Source organism: Bradyrhizobium erythrophlei, from assembly GCF_042430365.1.
In the GTDB taxonomy this organism is placed as follows: Bacteria; Pseudomonadota; Alphaproteobacteria; order Rhizobiales; family Xanthobacteraceae; genus Bradyrhizobium; species Bradyrhizobium erythrophlei.
The window spans coordinates 14,214-36,216 of sequence record NZ_JBHMET010000235.1 but is presented as its reverse complement, the minus strand read 5'-3'; the positions used below and the strand labels follow the sequence as shown (position 1 = coordinate 36,216).

Here is a 22,003-nt window from a genome sequence, read left to right as displayed (position 1 = left end):
TCAGACGCCCAGCCGGTCCCGCACCCGCCCCGTCAACACCGCGGCGGTGACGCCAACGCGCCAGAAGGCGTGCAGCGGGATCGGCTTGATACCGGTGACCGGCATATCGATCTCGGCCTTGTGTCCTTCGATCAGACGGCGGGCGAGTTGCGCGCCCATCGCGGTCGAGAGCGCGACGCCGCGGCCGTTGCAGCCGAGCGAGACCAAGAGATTCTCCGCGGGCTCGTGCACATGCGGATAGTGGTCGCCGGTGATGGCAAGGCGGCTGTTCCAGCCGTGGGTCCAGGCGACGCCTTTGAGCTGCGGCCATAGCCGCTCAGCGTAGCGGATCAGATAGGCGACATCAGACGGGGTCTTGATCCAGCGCATCGGGCCGCGACCGCCCATCAACAGGCGATTGCGCTGGTCGATGCGGTAATAGACCGTGATGTGGCCGCTCTCATAAAGCACCGGCCGCGTCGGCATGATCGAGCGCGCGACCTCATCCGGCAGCGGCGCGGTCGCGGTGATCGACGAGAACACCGGCACGATTGTGCGGCGGAGCGAAGGCCAGAGATCATCGGTGAAGCCATTGGTCGCGAGCAGCACCTTGTCGGCGTGCACCACCGCGCGCGGGGTCTCGATGCGCCAACGCCCGCCGTCGCGGCGCAGCGACAACGCGGGCGTCTCGCCGTGAACGGCAACGCCGGCACCGATCGCGGCGCGCGCAAGTCCACGCACGTAACTCAGCGGATGCAGATCGCCGCCGCGGGCGTCGAGCATGGCGCAGAGATAGCGGTCGCTGCCGGTCATCGCGCGCATCTCAGCAGCATTGAGCAATTTCACCGGCATGCCGCGCCGGATGCATTGCTGCGCGGTCGCCGCGATCGCGACGGCACTCGCGTCATTGTAGGCGGCGCGTAGCGTACCGCCCTGCCGCGCCTCGCAGGGGATCTGGTAGCGTCGGATCAAATCGAGCGTGAAGTTCGTGGTGCCGTAGGCGAACGCGATCATGCGGCGGCCGAGATCGGGGCCGAAATCGGCCTCGATCTGGTCGGGATCGTGCTTCAGCCCGGGATTGATCTGCCCGCCATTGTTGCCGGAGGCGCCCCAGCCGGGCTCCTGCGCCTCCAGCACGGTCGCGAGCACGCCCTTCTCGGCGAGGTGCAGCGCGGTCGACAGGCCGGTGAACCCGCCGCCGATGATCGCGACCGGGACACTCCTGTCGGCTGTAAGCGGCGGCGTCGGCACCGGCGGCACGGCAGTGTCGGCATAGAGGCTCGGCGGCAGCGGCAGGCGGACGGGTGCATTCATCACATATAACCGGATCAAAGCGGATGCAGAACGCGCCGCAGAAAGTCTTGCGTGCGGGCGTGCTGCGGCTGGTTGAGGACGGATTTCGCCGCGCCCTGCTCGACGATGATGCCGCCGTCGATGAACAGCACGCGGTCGGCGACGTCGCGGGCAAAGCCCATCTCGTGGGTGACGACCACCATGGTCATGCCGTCGTCGGCGAGCTTGCGCATCACGGACAGTACCTCGCCGACCAGCTCGGGATCGAGCGCCGAGGTCGGCTCGTCGAACAGGATCGCCTTCGGCTGCATCGCCAGCGCACGCGCGATCGCGACGCGCTGCTGCTGGCCGCCGGAGAGTTGCGGCGGATGCACCTCGGCCTTTTCGGCGAGCCCGACCTGCGCGAGCAGCGCGCGGCCGCGCTCGAGCGCCTCGGCCCGCGGCTCGCGCTTGACGATCACCGGGCCCTCGATGACGTTCTCGAGCGCAGTGCGATGCGGGAACAGGTTGAAGCGCTGGAACACCATCGACACCTGAGTGCGGATTCCGACGATCGAGCCGTCATCGCGGTTGACGCGCGCGCCCTCGACGCGGATATCGCCGCGGTCGTAGCTCTCGAGCCCGTTGATGCAGCGGAGGATGGTCGATTTGCCCGAGCCCGACGGGCCGATAATGCAGACCACTTCGCCCTTCTCGACCGCGGCCGTGATGCCCTTGAGTACCTCGACCTTGCCAAAGCTCTTGTGGACGTCTGACAGTTCAATCATCGCCGCCCCGCCCGCTTCTCGAAGTGACGCACCAGAAGGATCAGCGGGATGCTCATGGTGAGGTACATCAGCGCCACCAGCGTGAAGACGCTGGCATTCTTGAAGGTCGACGAGGCGATCAGCTTGCCCTGCAAAGCGAGCTCGGCGACCGTGATGGTGGAGGCCTGCGAGGAATCCTTCAGCATCATGATCATGACGTTGCCGTAGGGCGGCAGCACGATCCGGACCGCCTGCGGCAGCACCACGCGGCGCATGGTCTGCCACCAGCTCATGCCGATCGACTGCGCCGCCTCGATCTGCCCCTTGTCGATCGCCTCGATGCCGGCTCGGAAGTTCTCCGCCTGATAGGCCGAGTAGGCGATGCCAAGCCCGAGGATCGCGGCCTGCAGCGCCGATAGCGTGATGCCGAGATCTGGCATCACGAAGTAGAGATAGAACAGCAGCACGATGATCGGGATGCCGCGGATCAGATTGATCAGCGTGGCGCTGAGGCCCGCGAGGGCGCCGATGCCGGACACCCGCATCAAGGCCCAGACCAGGCCGAGCAGCGTCGAGAGCAACAGCGATCCCAGCGTGACAATGATCGTCAGCGCCACGCCATGCATCAGGATCGGCAGGAACTCGGCCGTATCGTGCAGGAAGTTTTGCATCAACGGCGCTCTATGGTGTGACGGGATGGGGTCGAATAGCGCCCGCGAGCACACTGCGCCCCCTCTCCCGCCTGCGGGGGAGGTGAAGCAAGACCGCCGACAGGCTGCTTCGACGCAGCGATCATCCCGCCCTACGCCCCCTGCGCCTTCAGGCCGTATTTCTCCAGGATCTTGCCGACGGTGCCGTTGGCCTTCAGCTTCGCCAGCGACGTATTGATCTTGGCCAGCAATTCACCGTCGCTCTTGCGCACGCCGATGCCGACCGAGCCCATGATCGTCGGCCTGTAGCTCTCGACGATGCGCGCCTCGGCAAAGCCGCCCTGCTTCAGGTAATAGGCGAAGATCGGGTAGTCGCCGAAGCCGGCCTTGAGCCGCCCCGAGTTCACGTCGCGCAGGATGTCGGCGATGGTGTCATAGGCCTTCACCTCCGAGAACAGGCCGGTCTTCTTCAGCGCGTCGACAAAGGCGGTGCCGACCTGGGCGCCGACCACCTCGCCCTTCAGCTCGTCGAGCTTGACGTAGCCCTTGGTGTCGCTCTTCGGCACCAGAAGGCCCTCGCCATAGGTATAGAACGGCTCGGAGAAATCGATCACCTCCTTGCGCGCCGGCGTGACGAACATCGCCGCGGAGATGATGTCGATCTTGTTTGCGGTGAGCGACGGGATCAGCGTCGAGAACTGCATCGGCTCGATCTGCACGGCAAAGCCCGCATCCTTGCCGATCTCTGTGATGAGGTCGACCATGATGCCCTGGATCGAGTTGGTCTTGGTGTCGAGGAAGGTGAAGGGAATGCCTGTCGGCGTCGAGCCGACCTTCAGCACCTGTTGCGCCGATGCGGGCCAGCTTGCGGCAATAGCGAGGGCCGCGACCGCGGCCTGGACGAGACGCTGAAACGACATCGATTTACCTCCCGGGGCTGACACCGGGGCCGCGTCGTCCGGCCCTTTCGAGCTCAAAGGTTGCGGGCGACGCCGTTCCGGCCTATTTTCACCAATATGAAATTGTGGACACGAAACCGTGCGCAATGCAAGCAGTTTTCATGCACATGAAGGATGCGGTGTGACGTGAGCGGCGGCAAGAGAATGCGCAAACCGGCGGCAGCCAAGCCCGCGGCAGCGACCAAGCCCGCCAAGGCGCGGCGTGCGGCGAAGAAGCCGGCCGAGCCGGCGGTCGACCTCGCGGTCGGCCGGCGCATCCGCGATCTGCGTCGCACCAAGGAGATGTCGCTGGAGACGGTCGCATCCCGCACCGACCTCTCGATCGGCTTCATCAGCCAGATCGAGCGCGGCCTGTCCTCGCCATCGCTGCGCGTGCTGGCGACGCTCGCCGACGTGCTCGGCGTCGGCATCGCCGCGCTGTTCGGCGCGACGCCGCGCGAGGATGGCGCCTCTGGTGGCGTCGTGACGCGCGAAGTGCAGCGCGCCGAGCTGAAGCTGTGGCGCACCGGCATCTCGAAGCAATTGCTGAGCCCACCCGGTTCCGACAACCGTCTCAATCTGTTCCTGGTGCATCTTGAACCCGGCGGCAGCACCGGCGACGAGCTCTACACCCATGACGGCGAGGAAGCCGGCCTCGTGCTCGAGGGCGCAATGACGCTGACGGTCGACGCTGAGACCTGGACGCTGAAGCAGGGCGACAGCTTCCGCTTCGCCAGCCGGCGGCCGCACCGGTTCTCCAATCCGGCCAGTGACGCGAAGACGGTGGTGCTGTGGGTGAATTGCGTGACCGGAACGAGCTAGCCGCAGATTCACCGTCATTGCGAGGAGCGAAGCGACGAAGCAATCCATCTATCCAATGTGCGGCACTATGGATTGCTTCGCTCCGCTCGCAATGACGAGACCGCTGCCGCGATTCGCCCTACCCCGCCGTCATGCGTTAAGTCTCCGACCCCATCACAAGATCGTCGATCCGGATCGGGAAGCGGCGGACGCGGATGCCGGTGGCGTGCCACACGGCATTGGCCACCGCTCCCGCGCTGCCGGTGATCCCGATCTCGCCGACGCCCTTGATGCCGAGCGCGTTCACATGCGGATCGTGCTCGTCGACCGTGATCACGTCCATCGGCGGCACGTCGGCGTTCACAGGCACGTGGTACTCGCCGAGATTGGCGTTCAGGATCCGCCCCGAGCGATGGTCCGTCACCGCCTCCTCGTGCAGCGCGAAGGAGAGGCCCCAGATCATGCCGCCGAACAGCTGGCTCTGCACCATCAGCGGGTTGATGATGCGGCCGGCGGCAAACGCACCGACCATCCGCGTCACCCGGATCTGGCCGAGATCGGGATCGACCTTCACCTCGGCGAAGACAGCACCATGCGCATGCATCGCATAATGCGACTGCGCCGCCGGATCGGCCGCGCCGCTGCCGCTGCCTTCGATTTCGGCGAGGCCGGCGCGCGTCAGGATCTCGGCATAGCTCTCGCTGCGCGCATCGTCGTCGCGGCGGAACAGCCGCCCGGCCCGCGCGATCACGCCGGCATTGCCGGCGCCGAACAGCGGTGAACGCTGGTCCGAGGTCGCAAGCGCGGCGAGCTTGGCGATCACGGACGCGCCGGCATTGTGGATCGCAACACCCGCCGTCGCGGTGTGCGCCGAGCCGCCGGCGATGCCGGCATCCGGCAGATCGGAGCTGCCGGCCCTGAACGCGACCTGCGCGAGCGCGAGGCCGAGCGCGTCGGCCGAGATTTGCGCGAACGCGGTCCACGCGCCCTGCCCCATGTCGTGCGCGCCGCTCTCCATCACGCCGATGCCGTCGGCGCGGATCACCGCGCGGGCGTTGCCCTGGAACATCAGCGCGGGGAATGTCGCGGTGCCCATGCCCCAGCCGACCAGGAAGCCGTTCTCATCGCGCATCTGCTTTGGTGCGAGCGGCCGTCGCGCCCAGCCGAAGCGTTCGGCGCCCCGGGCGTAACACTCGCGCAGCGCCTTCGACGAAAACGGCTTGCCGGTGGTCGGCTCGACCTCGGCATAGTTCTTCAAGCGGAATGCCAGCGGATCGATGCCGCAGGCGACCGCCGCCTCATCGATCGCGCTTTCCAGCGCAATCGATCCGGTGGCCTCGCCCGGCGCACGCATGAACAGCGGCGTGCCGGTGTCGGCGCGCACCGCCTCATGCGCGGTCCGGATCGCCGGGCTCGCATAAAGCGTATGCGACGCATCGGCGGCGGGCTCGTAGAAATCGTCGAAGCTCGACGTCGCGACCCTGGCGTGATGATCGATCACGGTCAGCACGCCCTCGCCGTCGGCGCCGATCGCGAGCCGTTGCCGCGTCGGCGAGCGGTGGCCGACCGGGCCATACATCTGATCACGGCGCAGCACGAGCTTGACCGGGCGGGCGACGAGCTTCGCGGCCATGATGCCGAGCACCTGCGGTCCGGTGATGAATCCCTTGGAGCCGAAGCCGCCGCCGAGGAACGGACTGTTGACGTGGATATTGCCCGGCGGAATGCCGAACAGCCCGCCGATGCGGAGCTGCGCCATCGCCATCGCCTGGCTCGGCGTGTCGATCAGCAGCCGGTCGCCATCCCACACCGCGACAATCGCGTGCGGCTCCATCGCGTTGTGATATTGCGCCGGGGTCTGGTAGGTCGCCTCGATGCGCGTCGCGGCCGACGCAAGTCCCGCATCGACATCGCCATGGGAAACTTCGGCCGGGTTGGCGAGCCCGACCACCGGCGGGGTGTAGCTGTCGCCGGCGTCGAGGCCGACGCGCGCAGGCGCGACCTCGTATCGCGGCGACAACAGCGCCGCGCCCTCGGTTGCGGCCTCCAGCGTCTCGGCGATGACAACCGCGATCGCCTGATTGGCATAGCGCACCTCGTCGCTTTGCAGCACCTCCATGCGGAAGGCGAACGGATTGCCCTTGGCGTCGGGGTCTTCCGCAAGCGGCGGCTTGTGCGCCGGCGTCATGACGTCGATCACGCCGGGATGGCGCTTGGCGGCGGCGACGTCGAGCGAGGCGACGCGGCCGCGCGCGATAGTGCTCGTTGCGATCACGGCGTAGAGCATGCCGGGCGGATGATTGTCCGCGGCATAGCGCGCCTTGCCGGTCACTTTCAGGATGCCGTCGCGGCGTGTCAGCGGCTGGCCGATGTTGGAGCCGTGCCTGAGGTGGGCAGGATCGCGGGTCAGATGGATCTCGGGCGTCATGCGTTACGCTCCTGATACGGATGAGAAGGGAGAGCCCGGCAGCGCGGCAATGCGGTCCGGCGTGCCGCTGGTGGCCAAGGTCAGCGCACGGGCGAGGATGCGCTGCGCGAGCTCGATCTTGAACGCGTTGTCGCCGGACGGCCTGGCGTCGGCGAGCGCTGCGCGTGCCGCCTCGCGATAGACGGCAACGTCAGGCGTGCTGCCCGCGAGCACCTGCTCGGCCGCATGCGCGCGCCACGGCTTGGCCGCGACACCACCCAGCGCAAGCCGCGCCTCGCGGATCGTGCCCTGCTCGATCCGCAAGGCTGCCGCAGCGGAAACCACCGCGAAGGCGTAGGAGGTGCGCTCGCGCACCTTGATGTAACGCGCATGCGCGGCAAACCCTTTGGCCGCAGCCGGCAGGCGCAGCGCGACGATCAGATCGCCCGGCTCGAGCGCGGTCTCGCGCTCCGGCGTATCGCCGGGCAGGCGATTCAACGCGGCGAGCGGCAGCTCGCGGCGCCCGCGCCTGCCCTCGATCTCGACGACGGCATCGAGCGCAACCAGCGGCACGGCGAAATCGGACGGATGGGTCGCGATGCAGCCCTCGCTCCAGCCGAGCACCGCATGCAGGCGGTTCTCGCCCTGACGGGCGTCGCAGCCGGCGCCGGGCCAGCGCTTGTTGCAGGCGCTGGCGACGTCGTAGAAATACGCGCAACGCGTCCGCTGCAACAGATTGCCGCCGACGGTCGCCGCGTTGCGGAGCTGCGCGGATGCGCCTGACAGCAGCGCTTCGGCAACCGCCGGATAACTGCGTGCAAAGGCGGCGTCATGCGCGAGATCGGCATTTCGCACCAGCGCGCCGATGCGCAAGCTACCATCGGAGAGATGCTCGATGCGGTCGAGCCCCGGCAGGCGCGTGACGTCGACGAGGCGGCTCGGCCGGCTGACGCCGCCCTTCATCAGGTCGAGCAGATTGGTGCCGGAGGCAAGATACGCCGCCCCCTGTTCGCTTGCCGCCGCGATCGCCTCAGCAACGTTGGCCGGCCTGACATAATCGAAGTTCATCATGCGGAGCGCCTCCGGTTTGCTACGTCGAGATTGGCCTGTGCCTCGAGCACCGCCTCGGTGATCCCGGCATAGGCGCCGCAGCGGCAGAGATTGCCGCTCATGCATTCGCGCACCCGCTCGGGATCGCGACCTGCCTGCCCCTCCTCGATCAGCCCGATCGCGCTGATGATCTGGCCCGGCGTGCAGAAGCCGCACTGGAAGCCGTCATGCGCGATGAAGGCGGCCTGCACCGGGTGCAGCTGATCGCCGCGCGCGATGCCTTCGATAGTGGTGATGTCGGCACCGTCATGGCTGACGGCGAGCGCGAGGCAGGAATTGATCCGGCGGCCGTCGACGAGGATGGTGCACGCGCCGCACTGGCCGCGGTCACATCCCTTCTTGGTGCCGGTCAGGTCGAGGCGCTCGCGCAGGAGGTCGAGCAGCGTCACCCGAGGGTCGTCGAGCGCGACATCCCGGCGCACGCCATTGATGGTCAAGCTGATGGAGAGATTCATGCAGGGCTCCGATCCGTGTATGGTCGGTTGAAGCAGGGCAACACGATCCCGTGGCCGCCGAACGAGGATCGGCGCGCCTTGGCAGGTCGGATGCTGGTCGCCATATACGGAGGCATCCTCCGTTTAACAAGGGAGGTGCGCAGAAAAAGAAATGGCCGGTCAATCAACAGAAATTGCTCGCAAGCCCCGCGCTGATGCCGTGCGTAACCGCGAGCGCGTGCTGGAGGCGGCGAAGGCCGTGTTCTCGGCCGGCGGCAGCGAGGCGTCTCTCGAGGCCGTGGCACGCCAGGCCGGCGTCGGCATCGGCACGCTCTATCGCCACTTCCCGACGCGCGAGGCGCTGTATGAAGCAGTCTATCGCCGCGAGGTCGAGCAACTCGGCGAGCTTGCCGAGCAGTTGGGCAACGCCCCCGAACCAGTCGCGGCGCTACGGCGCTGGCTGCGCGCCAATGTCGAGTTCGTCGCGACCAAGAAGGGCATGGTCGCTGCGCTCGCGCTGGTCGCGCACGGCTCCACCGAACTGCATGCGTACTCATTCGACCGCCTGACCAAGGCGGTCGGCGCGCTGCTGGCGCGGGCGGTCGCAGCCGGCGAGATCCGCAGCGACATCAGCGCCGAGGACGTGCTGCGCGCGCTGATCGGCATGTGCTACATGCACGACCAGCCCGGCTGGCAGGCGACCGCGCTGCGGCTGTTGGACGTGTTCGTCGATGGGCTGCGGGTGCGGCCGGCGGGTGAGGCGGCGTCAACGGCAAAGCCGAAACCAGCCGGGAAGAAAGCTGGCCGGAAGCAGCCGCGCTAGCTGCAAGCGACGTCATTGCGAGCCAACGGTCGCGCGGATGCGCGCCCGATGACAGGCTCCGCGAAGCAATCCACCTCTCAGCTAGCCGAAGCATGGATTGCTTCGTCGCTTCAGCGCAAAATTGCTTTGCAATTTTGTCGCGAGTTCCTCGCAATGACGGCGATGACTTGAGACCTACCCGAACCGGTGGTCGTACCGCCTGATCGACAGCTCCTTGGTGTCGATCTCCGGCTTCTTGCCCGAGAGCATATCCGCCAGCACCCGGCCCGAGCCGCAGGCCATGGTCCAGCCGAGCGTGCCGTGGCCGGTGTTGAGGTGCAGGTTCGCGTAGCGCGTCGCGCCGATCACCGGCGGGCCATCGGGCGTCATCGGGCGCAGGCCGCACCAGAACGTCGCCTTGGAAAGGTCGCCGCCGCGCGGGAACAGGTCGGTCAGCGAATGATCGAGCGTCGCGCGCCGCGCGCCGTAGAGCTTGGTCGAATAGCCCGAGATCTCCGCGGTGCCGCCGACGCGGATGCGATCGCCCAGCCGCGTGATCGCGACCTTGTAGCTCTCGTCCATCACGGTCGATTCCGGTGCGCCGGCCGCATCCTTGATCGGCACCGTGATCGAATAACCCTTCACCGGATAGACCGGCAGCGAGATGCCGAGCGGACGCACCAGACGCGGCGAGTAGCTGCCGAGCGCAAGCACATAGGCGTCGGCCTGCATCAGGCCCTGACTGGTGGCAACGCCGGTGACGCGGGTCGCATCCGTGTTCAGCCCGTCGATGCCGACATTGAACCGGAAGCGCACGCCGATCTTTTCGGCCTCGAGCGCCAGCGCCTGCGTGAACATGTGGCAGTCGCCGGTCTCGTCCTGCGGCAGGCGAAGCCCGCCGGCGAATTTCTCCTTCACGCCAGCCAGCGCCGGCTCGGCGGCGATGCAGCCCTCGCGGCTGAGCACCTCGAAGGGAACGCCATACTCCTTGAGCACGGCGATGTCGTCGCCGGTGCCGTCGAGCTGCGCCTGATGGCGAAACAGCTGCAGCGTGCCGCGCTCGCGCTCGTCGTAGCGGATGCCGATCTCGCTGCGCAGCGCGCGCAGGCAATCGCGGCTGTATTCCGCGATCGGGATCATCCGGCTCTTGTTCACCGCGTAGCGCGCGGTGGTGCAGTTGCGCAGCATCTTCAGGAGCCAAAGCCACATCACCGGATCCACCTTAGGGCGGATCACCAGCGGGCCGTGCTTCATCAGCAGCCACTTGACCGCCTTCACCGGTACGCCGGGGCCGGCCCAGGGCGAGGAATAGCCGGGCGACACCTCACCGGCATTGGCAAAGGAGGTTTCGAGCGCGGGCTTGGGCTGACGGTCGATGACCGTAACCTCGTGACCGGCGCGCGCGAGATAATAGGCAGACGTGACGCCGACGACGCCGCTGCCGAGAACCAGGACCTTCACTGTTCCTCACATCCTGCAGCGGCAAACGCCTGTCGCCGCTGCGAAAACATCTGCTTTCGCAACGGCGACAGCAACCATGAGCTAGCGGCTATCGAGCTAGCAATTATCAGGCCACGCGCTTGATGGCGTCGCCGAGGATTGAGACCATGTCGTCGATGTGCTTCTTCTCGACGATCAAAGGCGGCGACATCGCGAAGGAATCGCCGCTCATGCGCAGGTAAAGGCCATTGTTGAAGCAGTCGACCATGATGTCGTAGCCGCGTGCACCGACACCATCGCTGCGCGGCGCGACTTCGACCGCACCCATCAGGCCGACATTGCGGATGTCGATGACATTCGGCAGGCCCTTCAGCGAATGCAGGGCATCGCGCCAGTAGTCGGCGAGCGTCGCACCACGCGTCAGCAGGCCCTCGGCCTTGTAGATGTCGAGGGTGGCAAGGCCGGCGGCACAGGCGACCGGATGCGCCGAATAGGTGTAACCGTGAAACAGCTCGATCGTACCCTCGGGGCCGGTCATCAGTCCGTCGTGGATCTGGCGGCTCGCGAACACCGCACCGCAGGGCACGCAGCCGTTGGTGATGCCCTTGGCGGTCGTCATCATGTCGGGCGTGACGCCGAAGAAATCCGCGGCGAACGGCGTGCCGAGGCGACCGAAGCCGGTGATGACCTCGTCGAAGATCAAGAGGATGCCGTGCTTGGTGCAGAGCTCGCGCAGCCGCTGTAGGTAACCCTTCGGCGGCGGCAGCACCGCGGTCGAGCCGGGCACCGGCTCGACAATCACGGCGGCGATGGTGTCGGCGCCATGCAGCGCCACCAACCGCTCGACGTCGTCAGCGAGCTCGGCGCCATGGTCCGGCTGGTCCTTGGCGAAAGCGTTGCGGGCGAGATCATGGGTGTGACGGATGTGGTCGACGCCCGGCAGATGGGTGGCGAACGCGCGGCGGTTGGCCACCATGCCGCCGACCGACATGCCGCCGAAGCCGACGCCGTGATAGCCGCGCTCACGGCCGATCAGGCGGGTGCGGGTCGGCTGACCGGTGGCGCGGTGATAGGCGAGCGCGATCTTCAGCGCGGTGTCGACCGACTCGGAGCCGGAATTGGTGAAGAAGATGCGGTCGAGGCCCTTCGGGGCGATCTCGGCGAGCCGCTCGGCGAAATCGAACGAGAGCGGATGGCCCATATTGAACGAGGGCGCGAAGTCCAGCGTCGACAGCTGCTTCTCCACGGCGGCGGCGATCTGCGGGCGGCTGTGGCCGGCATTGACGCACCAGAGGCCGGCGGAGCCGTCGATCACCTGGCGGCCGTCGACGGAGGTGTAGTACATGCCCTTGGCGGAGGAGAACAGCCGCGGCGTCTTCTTGAACTGCCGGTTGGCCGTGAACGGCATCCAGAACGAATCGGTCTTGATGGTGTTCGGAATCTGATGAACGGTCACGGGGCGCTCCATTGCTGATTTTGCCGAGAGGGTCTATCGGCTCCGGTTGCATCAGAACCGGGCTCTGGCCTTGTTTTGCGTTTTCTTGACGCGAACCGGCTGCACTTCGCTCGAAAACACCATAGTCGGACCACGCTTCGGGTCACTCAACAAGTCCTTTTCTGCCGCACCGCAACCCATTGATCTGATTGAGGCGGTCTGCGAAGATTTGTTCGATCCGCAACACCTGCAACAGGGATTTGGCATGAGCGTCGATATCGGTGGACGGCTGCGATTCATCCGCGCGCGCCACAAGCTGTCGCAACGCGAATTGGCCAAGCGCTCCGGCGTCACCAATTCGACGATCTCGCTGATCGAATCCAACCAGATGAACCCGTCGGTCGGCGCGCTGAAACGCATCCTCGACGGCATCCCGATGGGGCTCGCCGAATTCTTCGCCATCGAGCCGGAGCGGCCGCGCAAGGCGTTCTACCGCGCCGAGGAGCTGACCGAGATCGGCAAGTCGCCGATCTCCTACCGCCAGGTCGGCGACAATCTGTTCGGCCGCAGCCTGCAAATCCTGAAAGAACGCTACGAGCCCGGCAGCGATACCGGCCGCGTGCCGCTCGTGCACGAGGGCGAGGAAGGCGGCATCGTGGTTTCCGGCCGGCTCGAGGTCACGGTCGACGACGAGCGGCGGGTGCTGAACGCTGGCGATGCCTATTATTTCGAAAGCCGCCGTCCCCACCGCTTCCGCTGCATCGGCGCAAAGCCCTGCGAGGTGATTTCAGCCTGCACGCCGCCGACGTTTTGAACCGGTTCCGCGCCGCAGGCGACCTAAGCCGCGAGGGCAGCACGTCGCAGCCCGAAGGTCGACAATGATGCCCGCCCTCCCTCGCCTTGCGGCATTCGCCATTGCTGTTTCCGCCCTGACCCCGGTCGCATCATTTGCGATGGACGACTATTTGCGCGCCGCGAGCAGCGCCCCCACCGCGATCAAGCTGTGCGGCGAAGCGAACGACGACCGGATCAAGTCCGCCGATTGCAGGACAGCCGGCTACGACAAAATGGTGACGCAGATCGACAAGGCGTTCGACCTAGCCCTTGCCAGGACGCCGGCCAATATCAAGCCGCTCCTGAAGCGCGACCAGGCCTGGTTCAACGAGATGATCCTGGAGGCCGCCGATACCGTCCGCAACGTCGACGAAGCCGAGATCCGCCAGGCCTTTGCCGAGACGCTGCGCCGTCGCGTCGCGGCGCTGGACGGCATCGCCGGCGGCTTCGGCCGTCCGGGCATTGCTGGACGCTGGGCCAACGCGTTCGGCACAATCGCCGTGACGCCGGCCGAAGGCGGCGCCTATCGCCTCGCGGCGGACATCCGCGCGGACTATGGCAGCGACAAGCACCGGAGCTGCAAGTTCAACGCGCGCGTGCAGCCGACGGCGACGAGCTGGCTCGCCGGCCCCGTGCTGGCCGACCAGGACAAGGCCGACGACAAGGCGAAAGCGGACGCCAAGGTCGAGCCGGCAAAACCGCCAACGCTCAAGCTGCGTCGTCAGGGCGAGACGCTGCGCATTGTCGCCTTCGACGGCGACGAGGGCTGGGACGGCCTCACCGACTGCGAGTATATGTGGCAGATCACCGGCAGCTATTTTGCCACCGGCAAACCGGACGCCGCCGACACCGCCGACACCGCGTTCGTGGCGCCGACCTTCGACTGTGCGCGGCCGGCGACGGCAACCGACGAGGAAATCTGCGCCGACCCTGATCTCGCCGACAACGACAACAGGCTCAACCGCGCCTGGAAGGCGCTGCTGCCGCGGCTCGACGAGGCTACGCGGCGCGCGCTGGCGGAGGACCAGCGCGGCTGGGTCCGCAGCCAGACCCAGCAATTCCCGGAATTCCTGCATCCAGCCTGGGACAAGCAGACGTCGGAGACGCACTACACGACCGACGCCCGCTACCATGTCGACTCCTTGCAGCGCGAGCGCATCGCGCTGCTCGAGGGCTTTGACGACAAGCGCGAGGGCCTCGCCGGCGACTGGCTCGCCCACAACGCGATCATCAGGATCACGATCGACGGCGACGGCACGCTGAAGGCCGAGGGCTGGAAGTGGGATCAAGGCGACTGGAAGGCAGGCTGCGACTACGACATGACGGGCAAGGTCGTGGGCGGCACATTCCGTTCCGCTGAGCAGCGCAAGAACCCCGACACACTGGAGCGCGACCACGCCATGCTGATCGTCAACCGCCAGGACGATGTGTTCGCGAAGAAGCGCTACGCGAACAAGGACGGCACCGAGAACAAGAACGCCGACGAGGAGAAATGCAGGCGCCGGCTCGACATCTCATCGACAGCACGGCTGTTTCCTGCCCGTCCGTCGGCTGACATCAACAACTTCAAGGGCTCGATCAGGTAGCCGATCGCGCCGAAAGCCGCCGATTGTTGCGCTCCCTCAGAGGTTACCCGTCTGCCGGTCGCCCCAGGCAATGACGGCTGCGATCGTACCGAACATCATGGTCACGGCGATGATGACGAGAATGGTGTCAATGGTCATGACGGTCCTCCCCAAGTTGATGGCGCAAGGCTAGCCCCCCGGCCGGAGGGCGCCTTGCGCCAGATCAAATTCGGAAGCGCCGGAAATCCATTTCGCGCGAAACCGCGATAGGATGTGACGCGTAAGCACGGCTATCCGCCCCGGAGCATCCTCATGCGCATCCTCCTCCTGCTTGCCGCCCTGCTCTTCACCGCCGCGCCTGCCTCCGCCGACGACGTCGCCGTCGCGCAAGGCGTGATCCGCGCGCAGGAGCAGGCGTTCAGCCACGACGACGCGGCCGCGGCGTATTCGCATGCTGCGCCGGCGATCCGGGAGATATTTCCGCGCGCGGACATCTTCATGCTGATGGTGCAGAACAGCTACGCACCGGTCTATCGCCACAAGAGCTTCGAGTTCGGCGAGGCGCGCAGCGACGGCGGCTTTATCGCACAGCGCGTCCACATTATCGACGCCAATGGCGAGGCGTGGGAGGCACTGTACACGCTCGAGCGTCAGGCGGACGGCAGCTTCAAGATCACGGGTTGCTCACTGCTCAAGGCCGGCCAGGCGGTATGACCTGGTTCACATCTGCCTATGGCCGATTGCCACATGCGCAATAACAAATTGTGATTCGCTCACAGGTTGTTCCGACATTATCGTTAGACCGAACATCGTCGCACGGCGCGATTGAAACGCGTTACCATGGATGCGTTGACACGCGGGAACGTTGACACGTGACAGTGTCGCTGACCTGCTCGCGTGATCACCGCAAATCCGGACAGGCGCTCTGGCGCCTCAAGGAGGTTCCAACGTCCGACACATCAACGTCCAACACATCGGTCACGCTGCAAATCCTGCTTCGCCGCGAATGGCGGACGCCGGGAGGAATAGCAAAGGTTTTGGACATCCTGCGCGCAAACGGCCTGACGCCGACGACGTCTGGCGTGGCGACGGTGTCGGCTGCGATCACGCAGGAGAAGTTTGAGGAGATGTTCGGGGTCAAGGCTGCGCCGACCGCGCCGCAGCCGCCCGGCAACACCGAGTTCGGCCGCGCGAGCGGGCATGTGTCGCCTGAGCTGAAAGTGCCTGCGCCGTTTGCCGAATGGGTCGAGAGCATCTCGGTGGCGCCGGGGCATTCCTATTACTGAGCGGCGTTTTCGCTTCGTCGTATTTCGCGAATTGATTTTTGGAAGTCGTTTGTCCCGTCGTGGAAAGGAATTCAGCCATGTATGCATACAAACGTGCCAGCGCGTCGTCACGCGACGCGAAATTCGCCTCCCCCTCCGATGAACTGCGCATCGCCGTGACGTTCAGGCGCGCCGGCGGCCGCGAGGGCCCGACGAAATTCGCGCCGCCGCTGTCGCTATCCACCGTCACCGAGTTCAAGCCCGATCCGATGGTCGTCGACCAGGCGCTGTATCATCTCAGCCGGTACGGCTTCCGCCCGACGCGGCGCGGCCAATACACCGCGTCGGTGCGCTGCACCCGCGCGCTGTTCGAACAGACCTTCGGCACGCGCCTGTCGGAGGTGCGGCTCGACCCGAAGGTCGCCTACGCCTTCCCGTCACTCTATTACCCAGCAGAGGGCGCGCCGTGGTCGATGCCGCCGGAGCTCGGCCACATGATCGACGACGCCTATATCCAATGGCCGCACATCTACATGGGACGCAGGGCGAAGGTCGCATACACCGGCCGCGCGAAAAAAGCAGCACACCCGCGCGGAAGCGCGCGACGCGCCGGCACGATGGCCGGCGCCGCCGCGCGGCTGCCCTCGCTGAAGCCGCCGGCGGTGAACTATTTCCATCTCAACGTGCCCGACGGCGTCACCGGGCTTCTGAACGTCGACAAGGTGCACAAGGCCGGCACCACCGGAAAGGGCGTCCGCGTCGCGATGGTCGACACCGGCTTCGCCCACAGCCATCCCTATTTCGCGAGCAAGGGCTACAAGTCCTCGGTCGATCTTGCGCCGCACGCTACCAACGACGCCACCGACGTCAACGGCCACGGCACCGGCGAGTCAGCCAATCTGCTCGCGGTCGCGCCCGGCATCACCTTCATCGGCATCAAGGTCGACAATGACAGCGACCCGCGCTCCGGCGCCAGCATGCTGGAGGGATTCCAGCAGGCGCTGCTGCATGATCCGCAGATCATCTCGCTCAGCATGGGCTTCGATCTGCGCAATCCCGACGGCACGCAGATGAGCGAGTTGCCGAACAACATGGCGGCGCTGGAAGCGGAGATCCAGGCTGCGATCTCGCGCGGCGTCATCGTGGTGTTCTCGTCCGGCAACGGCCACTTCTCCTTCCCCGGCATGATGCCGAACGTGATCTCCGCCGGCGGCGTGTTCGTCGACGAGACCAACGCCACGCAGGCGTCCGACTATGCGAGCGCGTTCCAAAGCAAGATCTATGCGGGACGTTCGGTGCCGGATTTCTGTGGCCTGGTCGGCATGCTGCCGCATGCGAGCTATATCGAGCTGCCGGTCCCTCCGGGCTGCCAGATCGACCGTGAGCAGGCCGAGCCCGACGACGGCCAGGGCGACGGCACCGCGCCCGACGACGGCTGGGGCGTGTTCTCGGGCACGTCGGCGGCGGCGCCACAGCTTGCCGGCGTCTGCGCGCTGCTGGTCGAGAAGAACCCGGGCCTGTCACCGTCGGATGCGAAGGCGATCCTGCGCCGCACCGCGCGCAGCGTTATCAGGGGCGCTGCCAATCCCGCCTCGAGCGACGACAATGTCGGCGAGCCGGCCTCGACCAGCGACACCGGCGCGGCCGGCGCCGGATTGATCGACGCCTTCGCGGCGTGGCAGCAGCTCTGAACGGGCCGCGCTGCGCGCGAACTCAGGTTGTTTCGGGCTGGGCGGTTGAAGCGCGACCGAAGCTGCCCTGATGCTGCCGCGCGCGCAACAGGAGCAGCAGCATGATGGTGACGTTGAACAGGTTCCAGGCGAGGCCGTTGGCGAACGCCGCGGCATAGGAGCCGGTGGCATCGAAGATCACGCCGGAGATCCAGCCGCCGAACGACATGCCGAACACCGACGCGAAGATCACGATGCCGATGCGAGTGGCGGCCTCCTTGGCCGGCATCGCCTCGCGCACGATGATGGCGTAGCTCGGCACGATGCCGCCCTGGAACAGGCCGAACATCGCCGAGATGATGTAGAGCGAGGTCAGGCTGTCGAAGAACAGATAGAACAACAGCGCGGCGCCCTGCGCCACCGAGCCGATCAGGAGCGTGCGGATGCCGCCGATCTTGTCGGCAAGGAAGCCCGAGCCGATCCGGCTGATGATGCCGAAGCCGAGCATCAGGGACAGCATCTCCGCGCCGCGCGCCACGCCATAGCCGAGATCGCCGCAATAGGCGACGATGTGGACCTGCGGCATCGACATCGCGACGCAGCAGGCGATTGCCGCCAGCGACAGGATCACCGTCAGCGCATTGGTCGACAGCCGCAGATCGACCTGCGGCGGCGGCGCGCCGGCGTGGCTGCGCCGGGTGGCGGCTCCCATAAAACGGCGCAGCACGACAAGCGCGAGCGCCATCGCGATCGCAGTGAAGATGCCGATCGCGATATGGCTGGCCCGCCAGCCGATGGTCTGAATGCCGAAATTGACCAGCGGCGGCCAGATCGTGCCGCCGATATAGTTGCCGCTCGCCGCGATCGCGACGGCGAGCCCGCGATAGCGGTCGAACCAGTGCGACGCCTCCGCCATCAACGGCCCGAAGGTCGCCGCCGACGACAGGCCGATCGCGAAGTGCAGCAGGATGAACGCCCAGACCGACGGCGCGTAACCCGCACCGACATAGCTGAGGCCGAGGATGCCGATCCCGACCCCGATCGCCGCGACGATGCCGTGGCGGTCGCTGATCTTGCCGGTCACCACCTGGCCGAGGCCAAAGCCGAGCATCACCATGGTGAAAGCGAGCGAGGCGGTGCCGCGCGTCGCGCCGAAGTCGCCCTGCACCACCGGCAGCGCGACCACCACCGACCACATGCCGACGCTGCCGAGCGAGCCGATGATCACGGCGACGACAAGCCGCAGCCACGCCCGACGCGAGTCGGGAATGAACGCAGCTGAAACGGGAGAGAATTGAGAAGGAATTTCCACGGCGGCGGCAACTTCGTCGGCATTTGCCTCCGGGTCAAGCCGCGTTGCCGAGAGATTAGGCATGCAAGAGCAAGGGGACGCCGCCCCTTGAAACGGCACGCACCCGCGCCGGATTTGCGCGCGGCCGACGTCGCATCAATTGCCGAAGTTCGGATCCTGCGACTGGAACGGACCACATTTGGCCCGTTTCGCGAAGCGCTGGTCGAAATCGACGGTACCGCCGCCGACCGGAATGCGTGTCGGCGGCAATCCCCTGGTGTATTGGTCGACGATCACGGTCTTTTCGTCCGCGCTCATCGTGACGCGCACCGGCTCAAGCGGCTTGCCCTTGTTAGCCTCGGTCAGATCGAGCGCGTAGTAGCCGATCACCGTCTGGCCCGCGCGCAGGCCGTGAGGCGGGGACGCAACTGACAGCGGCAGATAGATTTCCATCCTGACGCCTTCGCCGTCGCATGCCAGCATGCGCATCATCGCGGCGTCCTGGCCCGGCGGCTTCGCGGCAGCGGCCGTCGCGAAGGACAGGGTGACGGCCGCGACAATTCCGAAACCGGCCAGCCAGGATTTGCCGGTCGTTGCCTCCGCACGATCTGCCTGGTGCATCATTCAATCCCTCCCGAGGCGAAACGTCCTGCTAGGCGTTTCGTCGAATATAGGGCCTCGGACGTTCAATTCTCGTCCGTCGTCCATTCCGGATGGACGTCCCAGGGCGCCGCTCCGGCCAGAAAGTTCGGGCAACGCGGCCGCGGCGTGTCCTGTACCGCACGGCCGGGGGCTGATATGATCACGACTTGCCCGGATTGATCCGGATTTTTTGATGCAGAAGGAATTCTCTAGCGTCCGCATCGTTCACCGACGGTCATTATGGAGGTTGCAATGGCTTCTGATTGGCGTCTCGAAGGCGAATGGATCAAGAACTGCAATTGTGCGTTTGGCTGCCCCTGCGATTTCAACGCCCCTCCAACCCTGGGCTTCTGCAAGGGCATGCTCGGCATGCGGATCACCAAGGGACATTTCGAGAGCACCCGGCTCGACGGCCTCGTTTTCATAGCGACGGTCAATTTTCCCGGCCCGTTGCATGAGGGCAATGGGCAGATACAGCCGATCATCGACGAGCGCGCCACGGCGGAACAACGCGAGGCCCTGTTCCAGATTCTCTCGGGCAAGCACTCGGCCGAGGGCACGCTATTCCATATCCTCACCCTGATCGTCACCAAGATCCACGATCCGGCGTTCGTGCCCTTCGAGTTTTCCTTCGACAAGAACGGGCGGGTCGCTAAGCTCGTCGCCAAGGGCGTGCTGGAGACGGAGGTCGAACCGATCAAGAATCCTGTGACCGGCGCGCCGCATCGCATTGAGGTGCTGATGCCCGAGGGATTCGAGTACAGGGAGGCCGAAGTGGGTTCAGCCAACATCCGCTCGACCGGGGCGATCAAGTTCGAGACCAATGGCTCGCACGGCTCGCTCGCCAACGTCGTGCAGACGCCGGCAGGTGTCGCGGCCTAGCCTATAGCGAGCGCAGTCCGGTTGTTCGGCTGCTGGGATCCCACCATGAGCGAGACGTCGGCGCTCGAACAGCTCCTGCGGCATGACCGCCTGATCTTTACAGGCGGCATCGCCGCGGTGATGGCGCTGGCCTGGGCCTATCTGCTCGCCGGCGCCGGCATGGACATGAGCATGGCCGACATGCCGATGGATCCGATGCCGTGGACGCCATCCTACGCCGCGCTGGTGTTCGCCATGTGGTTGACGATGATGATCGCCATGATGGTGTCGAGCGCGGCGCCGATGCTGCTGCTGTTCGCGGCGCTGAAGCGCAAGCAAGCGGCGACCGCCTCGCCCCTCGCTGAGGCCTGGATTTTCCTGTGCGGCTATCTCCTGATCTGGACGGGCTTCAGCCTCGCTGCGACGCTGGCGCAATGGCAGCTCGACCGCGCGGGCCTGTTGTCGATGGCGATGGCTGCTAGCAGCGCCGTGCTGGGCGGCGGCGTCCTGCTGCTGGCCGGGCTCTACCAGTTCACGCCGTTGAAGCGCGCCTGCCTCCGCTACTGCCAGAGCCCGGTGCTGTTCCTGAGCCGGTACTGGCGTCCGGGCGCAGCCGGTGCGCTGCGCATGGGGCTGCGCCACGGCCTTTATTGCCTCGGCTGTTGCTGGTTCCTGATGGCGCTATTGTTCGTCGGCGGCGTCATGAACCTGTTCTGGATCGTCGGCATCGCCCTCTATGTCGGCTGCGAGAAACTTCTCCCCTTCGGCCGCCGCCTCAGCTACGCCGCCGGCGCCGCACTGATTGTGGCGGGGCTGATCGTGCTCGTGCATGCGACTTGAGAAAAGGTGACGTCCAGGAATATCAATCGCTCGACGGTGATCATCCTGTCGAGGAAGATTGAAGCAGTGCGAGCTGGTTCACACTTGCCATTCGCCATTGGTGCGATAGTGAAGGATCACATCAAGGGATCGCAGCATTTCATCGGAGGTACATCATGCATATGTCGTCCGCGGAATGGCTACCCGTTTCAATTGCGCCGTCAGACCGGGATCTCGAGGTCTGTGTCCTGGACTATGATGGAATGGTCCACGCGCTGATGTTCCCTTGTCACAAGGACGGCGCCGACTGGGTCAGTGGTTCAAATGACCACGTCCACGTTCAACCGACGCATTGGCGCCAATGGACAGCGGCCGCCGAGTAACCGGCCTGGACCCCGCTGATGAGTGGACCCGGCGCCGGACCGCCGGGGCTCCATGGCGCCCGGCCGCGCCGCCACCGCGCCGCAGGGGCACGTGCCCGGACGGCGCCAATCTCGCGCCGGCCCGCAAAATAGGCTAGGCTTGTCGCGTGAGGTTCGAGGTGGGCCGGAGGCTCGTCATGGAATCACACGTGATCCCCTTTGAAAATCGATGGACCAATGGCGAGCATGCCTGGCAGTGGCATCGCGAGCTCGAGCGCCTCGGCGTGCCGACGGTCAGGACAATGTATTGCGAGCACGAAACCCATCATGGCGCAGAGCCAGCGGTGGTGTTCGACATCCCGGCGGGATTTGTTCGCGACTGGCTCGCCTTCCACGACCGGCGGGCTGCGCGTCGGCAGTTCCTGTGGCGCGCGAGCGTCATCATGCTGTGCGTCGCTGCAGCATCCGGGGTCGTGTTCGGTGCCCTGAGATAGCTCCCTACGCAAGCCGGCACGAGGCGGCCCCACGCCAACCTGCCCGGCTCAGGCGGGGGGAGCGCTTGCCCACGCCTGCGAAGCCCCTTCCCCCTGGAATGATCCGGTCAAAGCTCCTCAGAAGGCTCCCATTAACCCTTTGCTAACCATACACCGGGCAAAAAT

At 66.0% G+C, this 22,003-nt stretch carries 21 protein-coding genes; 10 read left to right on the top strand and 11 right to left on the bottom strand.

Annotated elements, in window-relative coordinates:
• From ACFFWD_RS36145 to ACFFWD_RS36130, 4 genes are all read right to left on the bottom strand, one after another.
• Window positions 1-1,293 carry an NAD(P)/FAD-dependent oxidoreductase gene (locus ACFFWD_RS36145; protein WP_376973801.1) on the bottom strand — a complete coding sequence of 431 codons (1,293 nt, stop codon included), beginning with the start codon at window positions 1,291-1,293 and terminating at the stop codon, window positions 1-3.
• 14 nt (window positions 1,294-1,307) lie between these two features.
• On the bottom strand, window positions 1,308-2,039 hold the full coding sequence (locus tag ACFFWD_RS36140) for an amino acid ABC transporter ATP-binding protein (protein WP_376973799.1): 732 nt from the start codon (window positions 2,037-2,039) through the stop codon (window positions 1,308-1,310).
• Window positions 2,036-2,689, bottom strand: coding sequence for an amino acid ABC transporter permease (locus ACFFWD_RS36135; RefSeq protein WP_376973797.1), 654 nt, complete (start codon window positions 2,687-2,689; stop codon window positions 2,036-2,038). The genes ACFFWD_RS36140 and ACFFWD_RS36135 overlap by 4 nt, the downstream gene beginning before the upstream one ends.
• Window positions 2,690-2,820: 131 nt before the next feature.
• On the bottom strand, window positions 2,821-3,588 hold the full coding sequence (locus ACFFWD_RS36130) for an ABC transporter substrate-binding protein (protein ID WP_376973795.1): 768 nt from the start codon (window positions 3,586-3,588) through the stop codon (window positions 2,821-2,823).
• Window positions 3,589-3,771: 183 nt separating this feature from the next.
• Between ACFFWD_RS36130 and ACFFWD_RS36125 the strand changes: the two genes are divergently transcribed.
• The gene (locus tag ACFFWD_RS36125) at window positions 3,772-4,428 is read left to right on the top strand and encodes a cupin domain-containing protein (protein WP_376973793.1); all 657 of its coding nucleotides are present in this window, start codon (window positions 3,772-3,774) and stop codon (window positions 4,426-4,428) included.
• 136 nt (window positions 4,429-4,564) lie between these two features.
• Here ACFFWD_RS36125 and ACFFWD_RS36120 read toward each other — a convergent pair whose 3' ends face one another.
• From ACFFWD_RS36120 to ACFFWD_RS36110, 3 genes are read right to left on the bottom strand one after another with little or no spacing between them, the layout of a single operon-like run.
• Window positions 4,565-6,835, bottom strand: coding sequence for a xanthine dehydrogenase family protein molybdopterin-binding subunit (locus ACFFWD_RS36120; protein WP_376973791.1), 2,271 nt, complete (start codon window positions 6,833-6,835; stop codon window positions 4,565-4,567).
• Window positions 6,836-6,838: 3 nt separating this feature from the next.
• On the bottom strand, window positions 6,839-7,885 hold the full coding sequence (locus ACFFWD_RS36115) for an FAD binding domain-containing protein (protein ID WP_376973789.1): 1,047 nt from the start codon (window positions 7,883-7,885) through the stop codon (window positions 6,839-6,841).
• On the bottom strand, window positions 7,882-8,379 hold the full coding sequence (locus tag ACFFWD_RS36110; RefSeq protein ID WP_376973787.1) for a (2Fe-2S)-binding protein: 498 nt from the start codon (window positions 8,377-8,379) through the stop codon (window positions 7,882-7,884). Before ACFFWD_RS36110 ends, ACFFWD_RS36115 begins: the two co-directional genes overlap by 4 nt.
• Before the next feature lie 151 nt (window positions 8,380-8,530).
• Between ACFFWD_RS36110 and ACFFWD_RS36105 the strand changes: the two genes are divergently transcribed.
• A complete protein-coding gene (locus ACFFWD_RS36105; protein WP_376973785.1) occupies window positions 8,531-9,181 on the top strand; it encodes a TetR/AcrR family transcriptional regulator in 651 nt (216 codons plus the stop codon).
• Between the two features lie 174 nt (window positions 9,182-9,355).
• Here ACFFWD_RS36105 and ACFFWD_RS36100 read toward each other — a convergent pair whose 3' ends face one another.
• Together ACFFWD_RS36100 and aptA are read right to left on the bottom strand one after the other, a co-directional pair.
• Window positions 9,356-10,621: a D-amino acid dehydrogenase gene (locus tag ACFFWD_RS36100; RefSeq protein ID WP_376973783.1), complete on the bottom strand. Its 1,266-nt coding sequence runs from the start codon at window positions 10,619-10,621 to the stop codon at window positions 9,356-9,358.
• 106 nt (window positions 10,622-10,727) lie between these two features.
• Window positions 10,728-12,068, bottom strand: coding sequence for an omega-aminotransferase AptA (gene aptA, locus ACFFWD_RS36095; protein WP_376973781.1), 1,341 nt, complete (start codon window positions 12,066-12,068; stop codon window positions 10,728-10,730).
• A 232-nt stretch (window positions 12,069-12,300) separates the two neighbouring features.
• Between aptA and ACFFWD_RS36090 the strand changes: the two genes are divergently transcribed.
• The 5 genes from ACFFWD_RS36090 (at window position 12,301) to ACFFWD_RS36070 (ending at window position 17,390) form a co-directional block, all read left to right on the top strand.
• Entirely contained in the window at window positions 12,301-12,849 is a 549-nt protein-coding gene (locus ACFFWD_RS36090) for a cupin domain-containing protein (protein WP_376973779.1), read from the top strand.
• Between the two features lie 64 nt (window positions 12,850-12,913).
• Window positions 12,914-14,455 (top strand): lysozyme inhibitor LprI family protein, encoded by a 1,542-nt coding sequence (locus tag ACFFWD_RS36085; protein WP_376973777.1) that lies wholly within the window; start codon window positions 12,914-12,916, stop codon window positions 14,453-14,455.
• A 291-nt stretch (window positions 14,456-14,746) separates the two neighbouring features.
• Window positions 14,747-15,148, top strand: coding sequence for a DUF4864 domain-containing protein (locus ACFFWD_RS36080; protein ID WP_376973775.1), 402 nt, complete (start codon window positions 14,747-14,749; stop codon window positions 15,146-15,148).
• 158 nt (window positions 15,149-15,306) lie between these two features.
• Window positions 15,307-15,720: a hypothetical protein gene (locus tag ACFFWD_RS36075; RefSeq protein WP_376973773.1), complete on the top strand. Its 414-nt coding sequence runs from the start codon at window positions 15,307-15,309 to the stop codon at window positions 15,718-15,720.
• A gap of 77 nt (window positions 15,721-15,797) precedes the next feature.
• Entirely contained in the window at window positions 15,798-17,390 is a 1,593-nt protein-coding gene (locus ACFFWD_RS36070; protein WP_376973771.1) for a S8 family serine peptidase, read from the top strand.
• A 22-nt stretch (window positions 17,391-17,412) separates the two neighbouring features.
• On the opposite strand, the gene ACFFWD_RS36065 is transcribed toward ACFFWD_RS36070, so the two are convergent.
• Both ACFFWD_RS36065 and ACFFWD_RS36060 read right to left on the bottom strand, forming a co-directional pair.
• A complete protein-coding gene (locus tag ACFFWD_RS36065) occupies window positions 17,413-18,681 on the bottom strand; it encodes an MFS transporter (protein WP_376973892.1) in 1,269 nt (422 codons plus the stop codon).
• 135 nt (window positions 18,682-18,816) lie between these two features.
• Complete coding sequence (locus tag ACFFWD_RS36060; protein WP_376973769.1) at window positions 18,817-19,284, bottom strand: hypothetical protein; 468 nt, start codon at window positions 19,282-19,284, stop codon at window positions 18,817-18,819.
• Window positions 19,285-19,554: 270 nt separating this feature from the next.
• On the opposite strand from ACFFWD_RS36060, the gene ACFFWD_RS36055 reads away from it, so the two are divergent.
• The 3 genes from ACFFWD_RS36055 to ACFFWD_RS36045 all read left to right on the top strand — a co-directional run bounded on the left by ACFFWD_RS36055 (window position 19,555) and on the right by ACFFWD_RS36045 (window position 21,838).
• A complete protein-coding gene (locus tag ACFFWD_RS36055) occupies window positions 19,555-20,184 on the top strand; it encodes a DUF1326 domain-containing protein (RefSeq protein WP_376973767.1) in 630 nt (209 codons plus the stop codon).
• Window positions 20,185-20,229: 45 nt separating this feature from the next.
• Window positions 20,230-21,003 (top strand): DUF2182 domain-containing protein, encoded by a 774-nt coding sequence (locus ACFFWD_RS36050; protein ID WP_376973765.1) that lies wholly within the window; start codon window positions 20,230-20,232, stop codon window positions 21,001-21,003.
• Window positions 21,004-21,541: 538 nt separating this feature from the next.
• Window positions 21,542-21,838 (top strand): hypothetical protein, encoded by a 297-nt coding sequence (locus tag ACFFWD_RS36045; protein ID WP_376973763.1) that lies wholly within the window; start codon window positions 21,542-21,544, stop codon window positions 21,836-21,838.
• Window positions 21,839-22,003 lie beyond the last annotated feature (165 nt).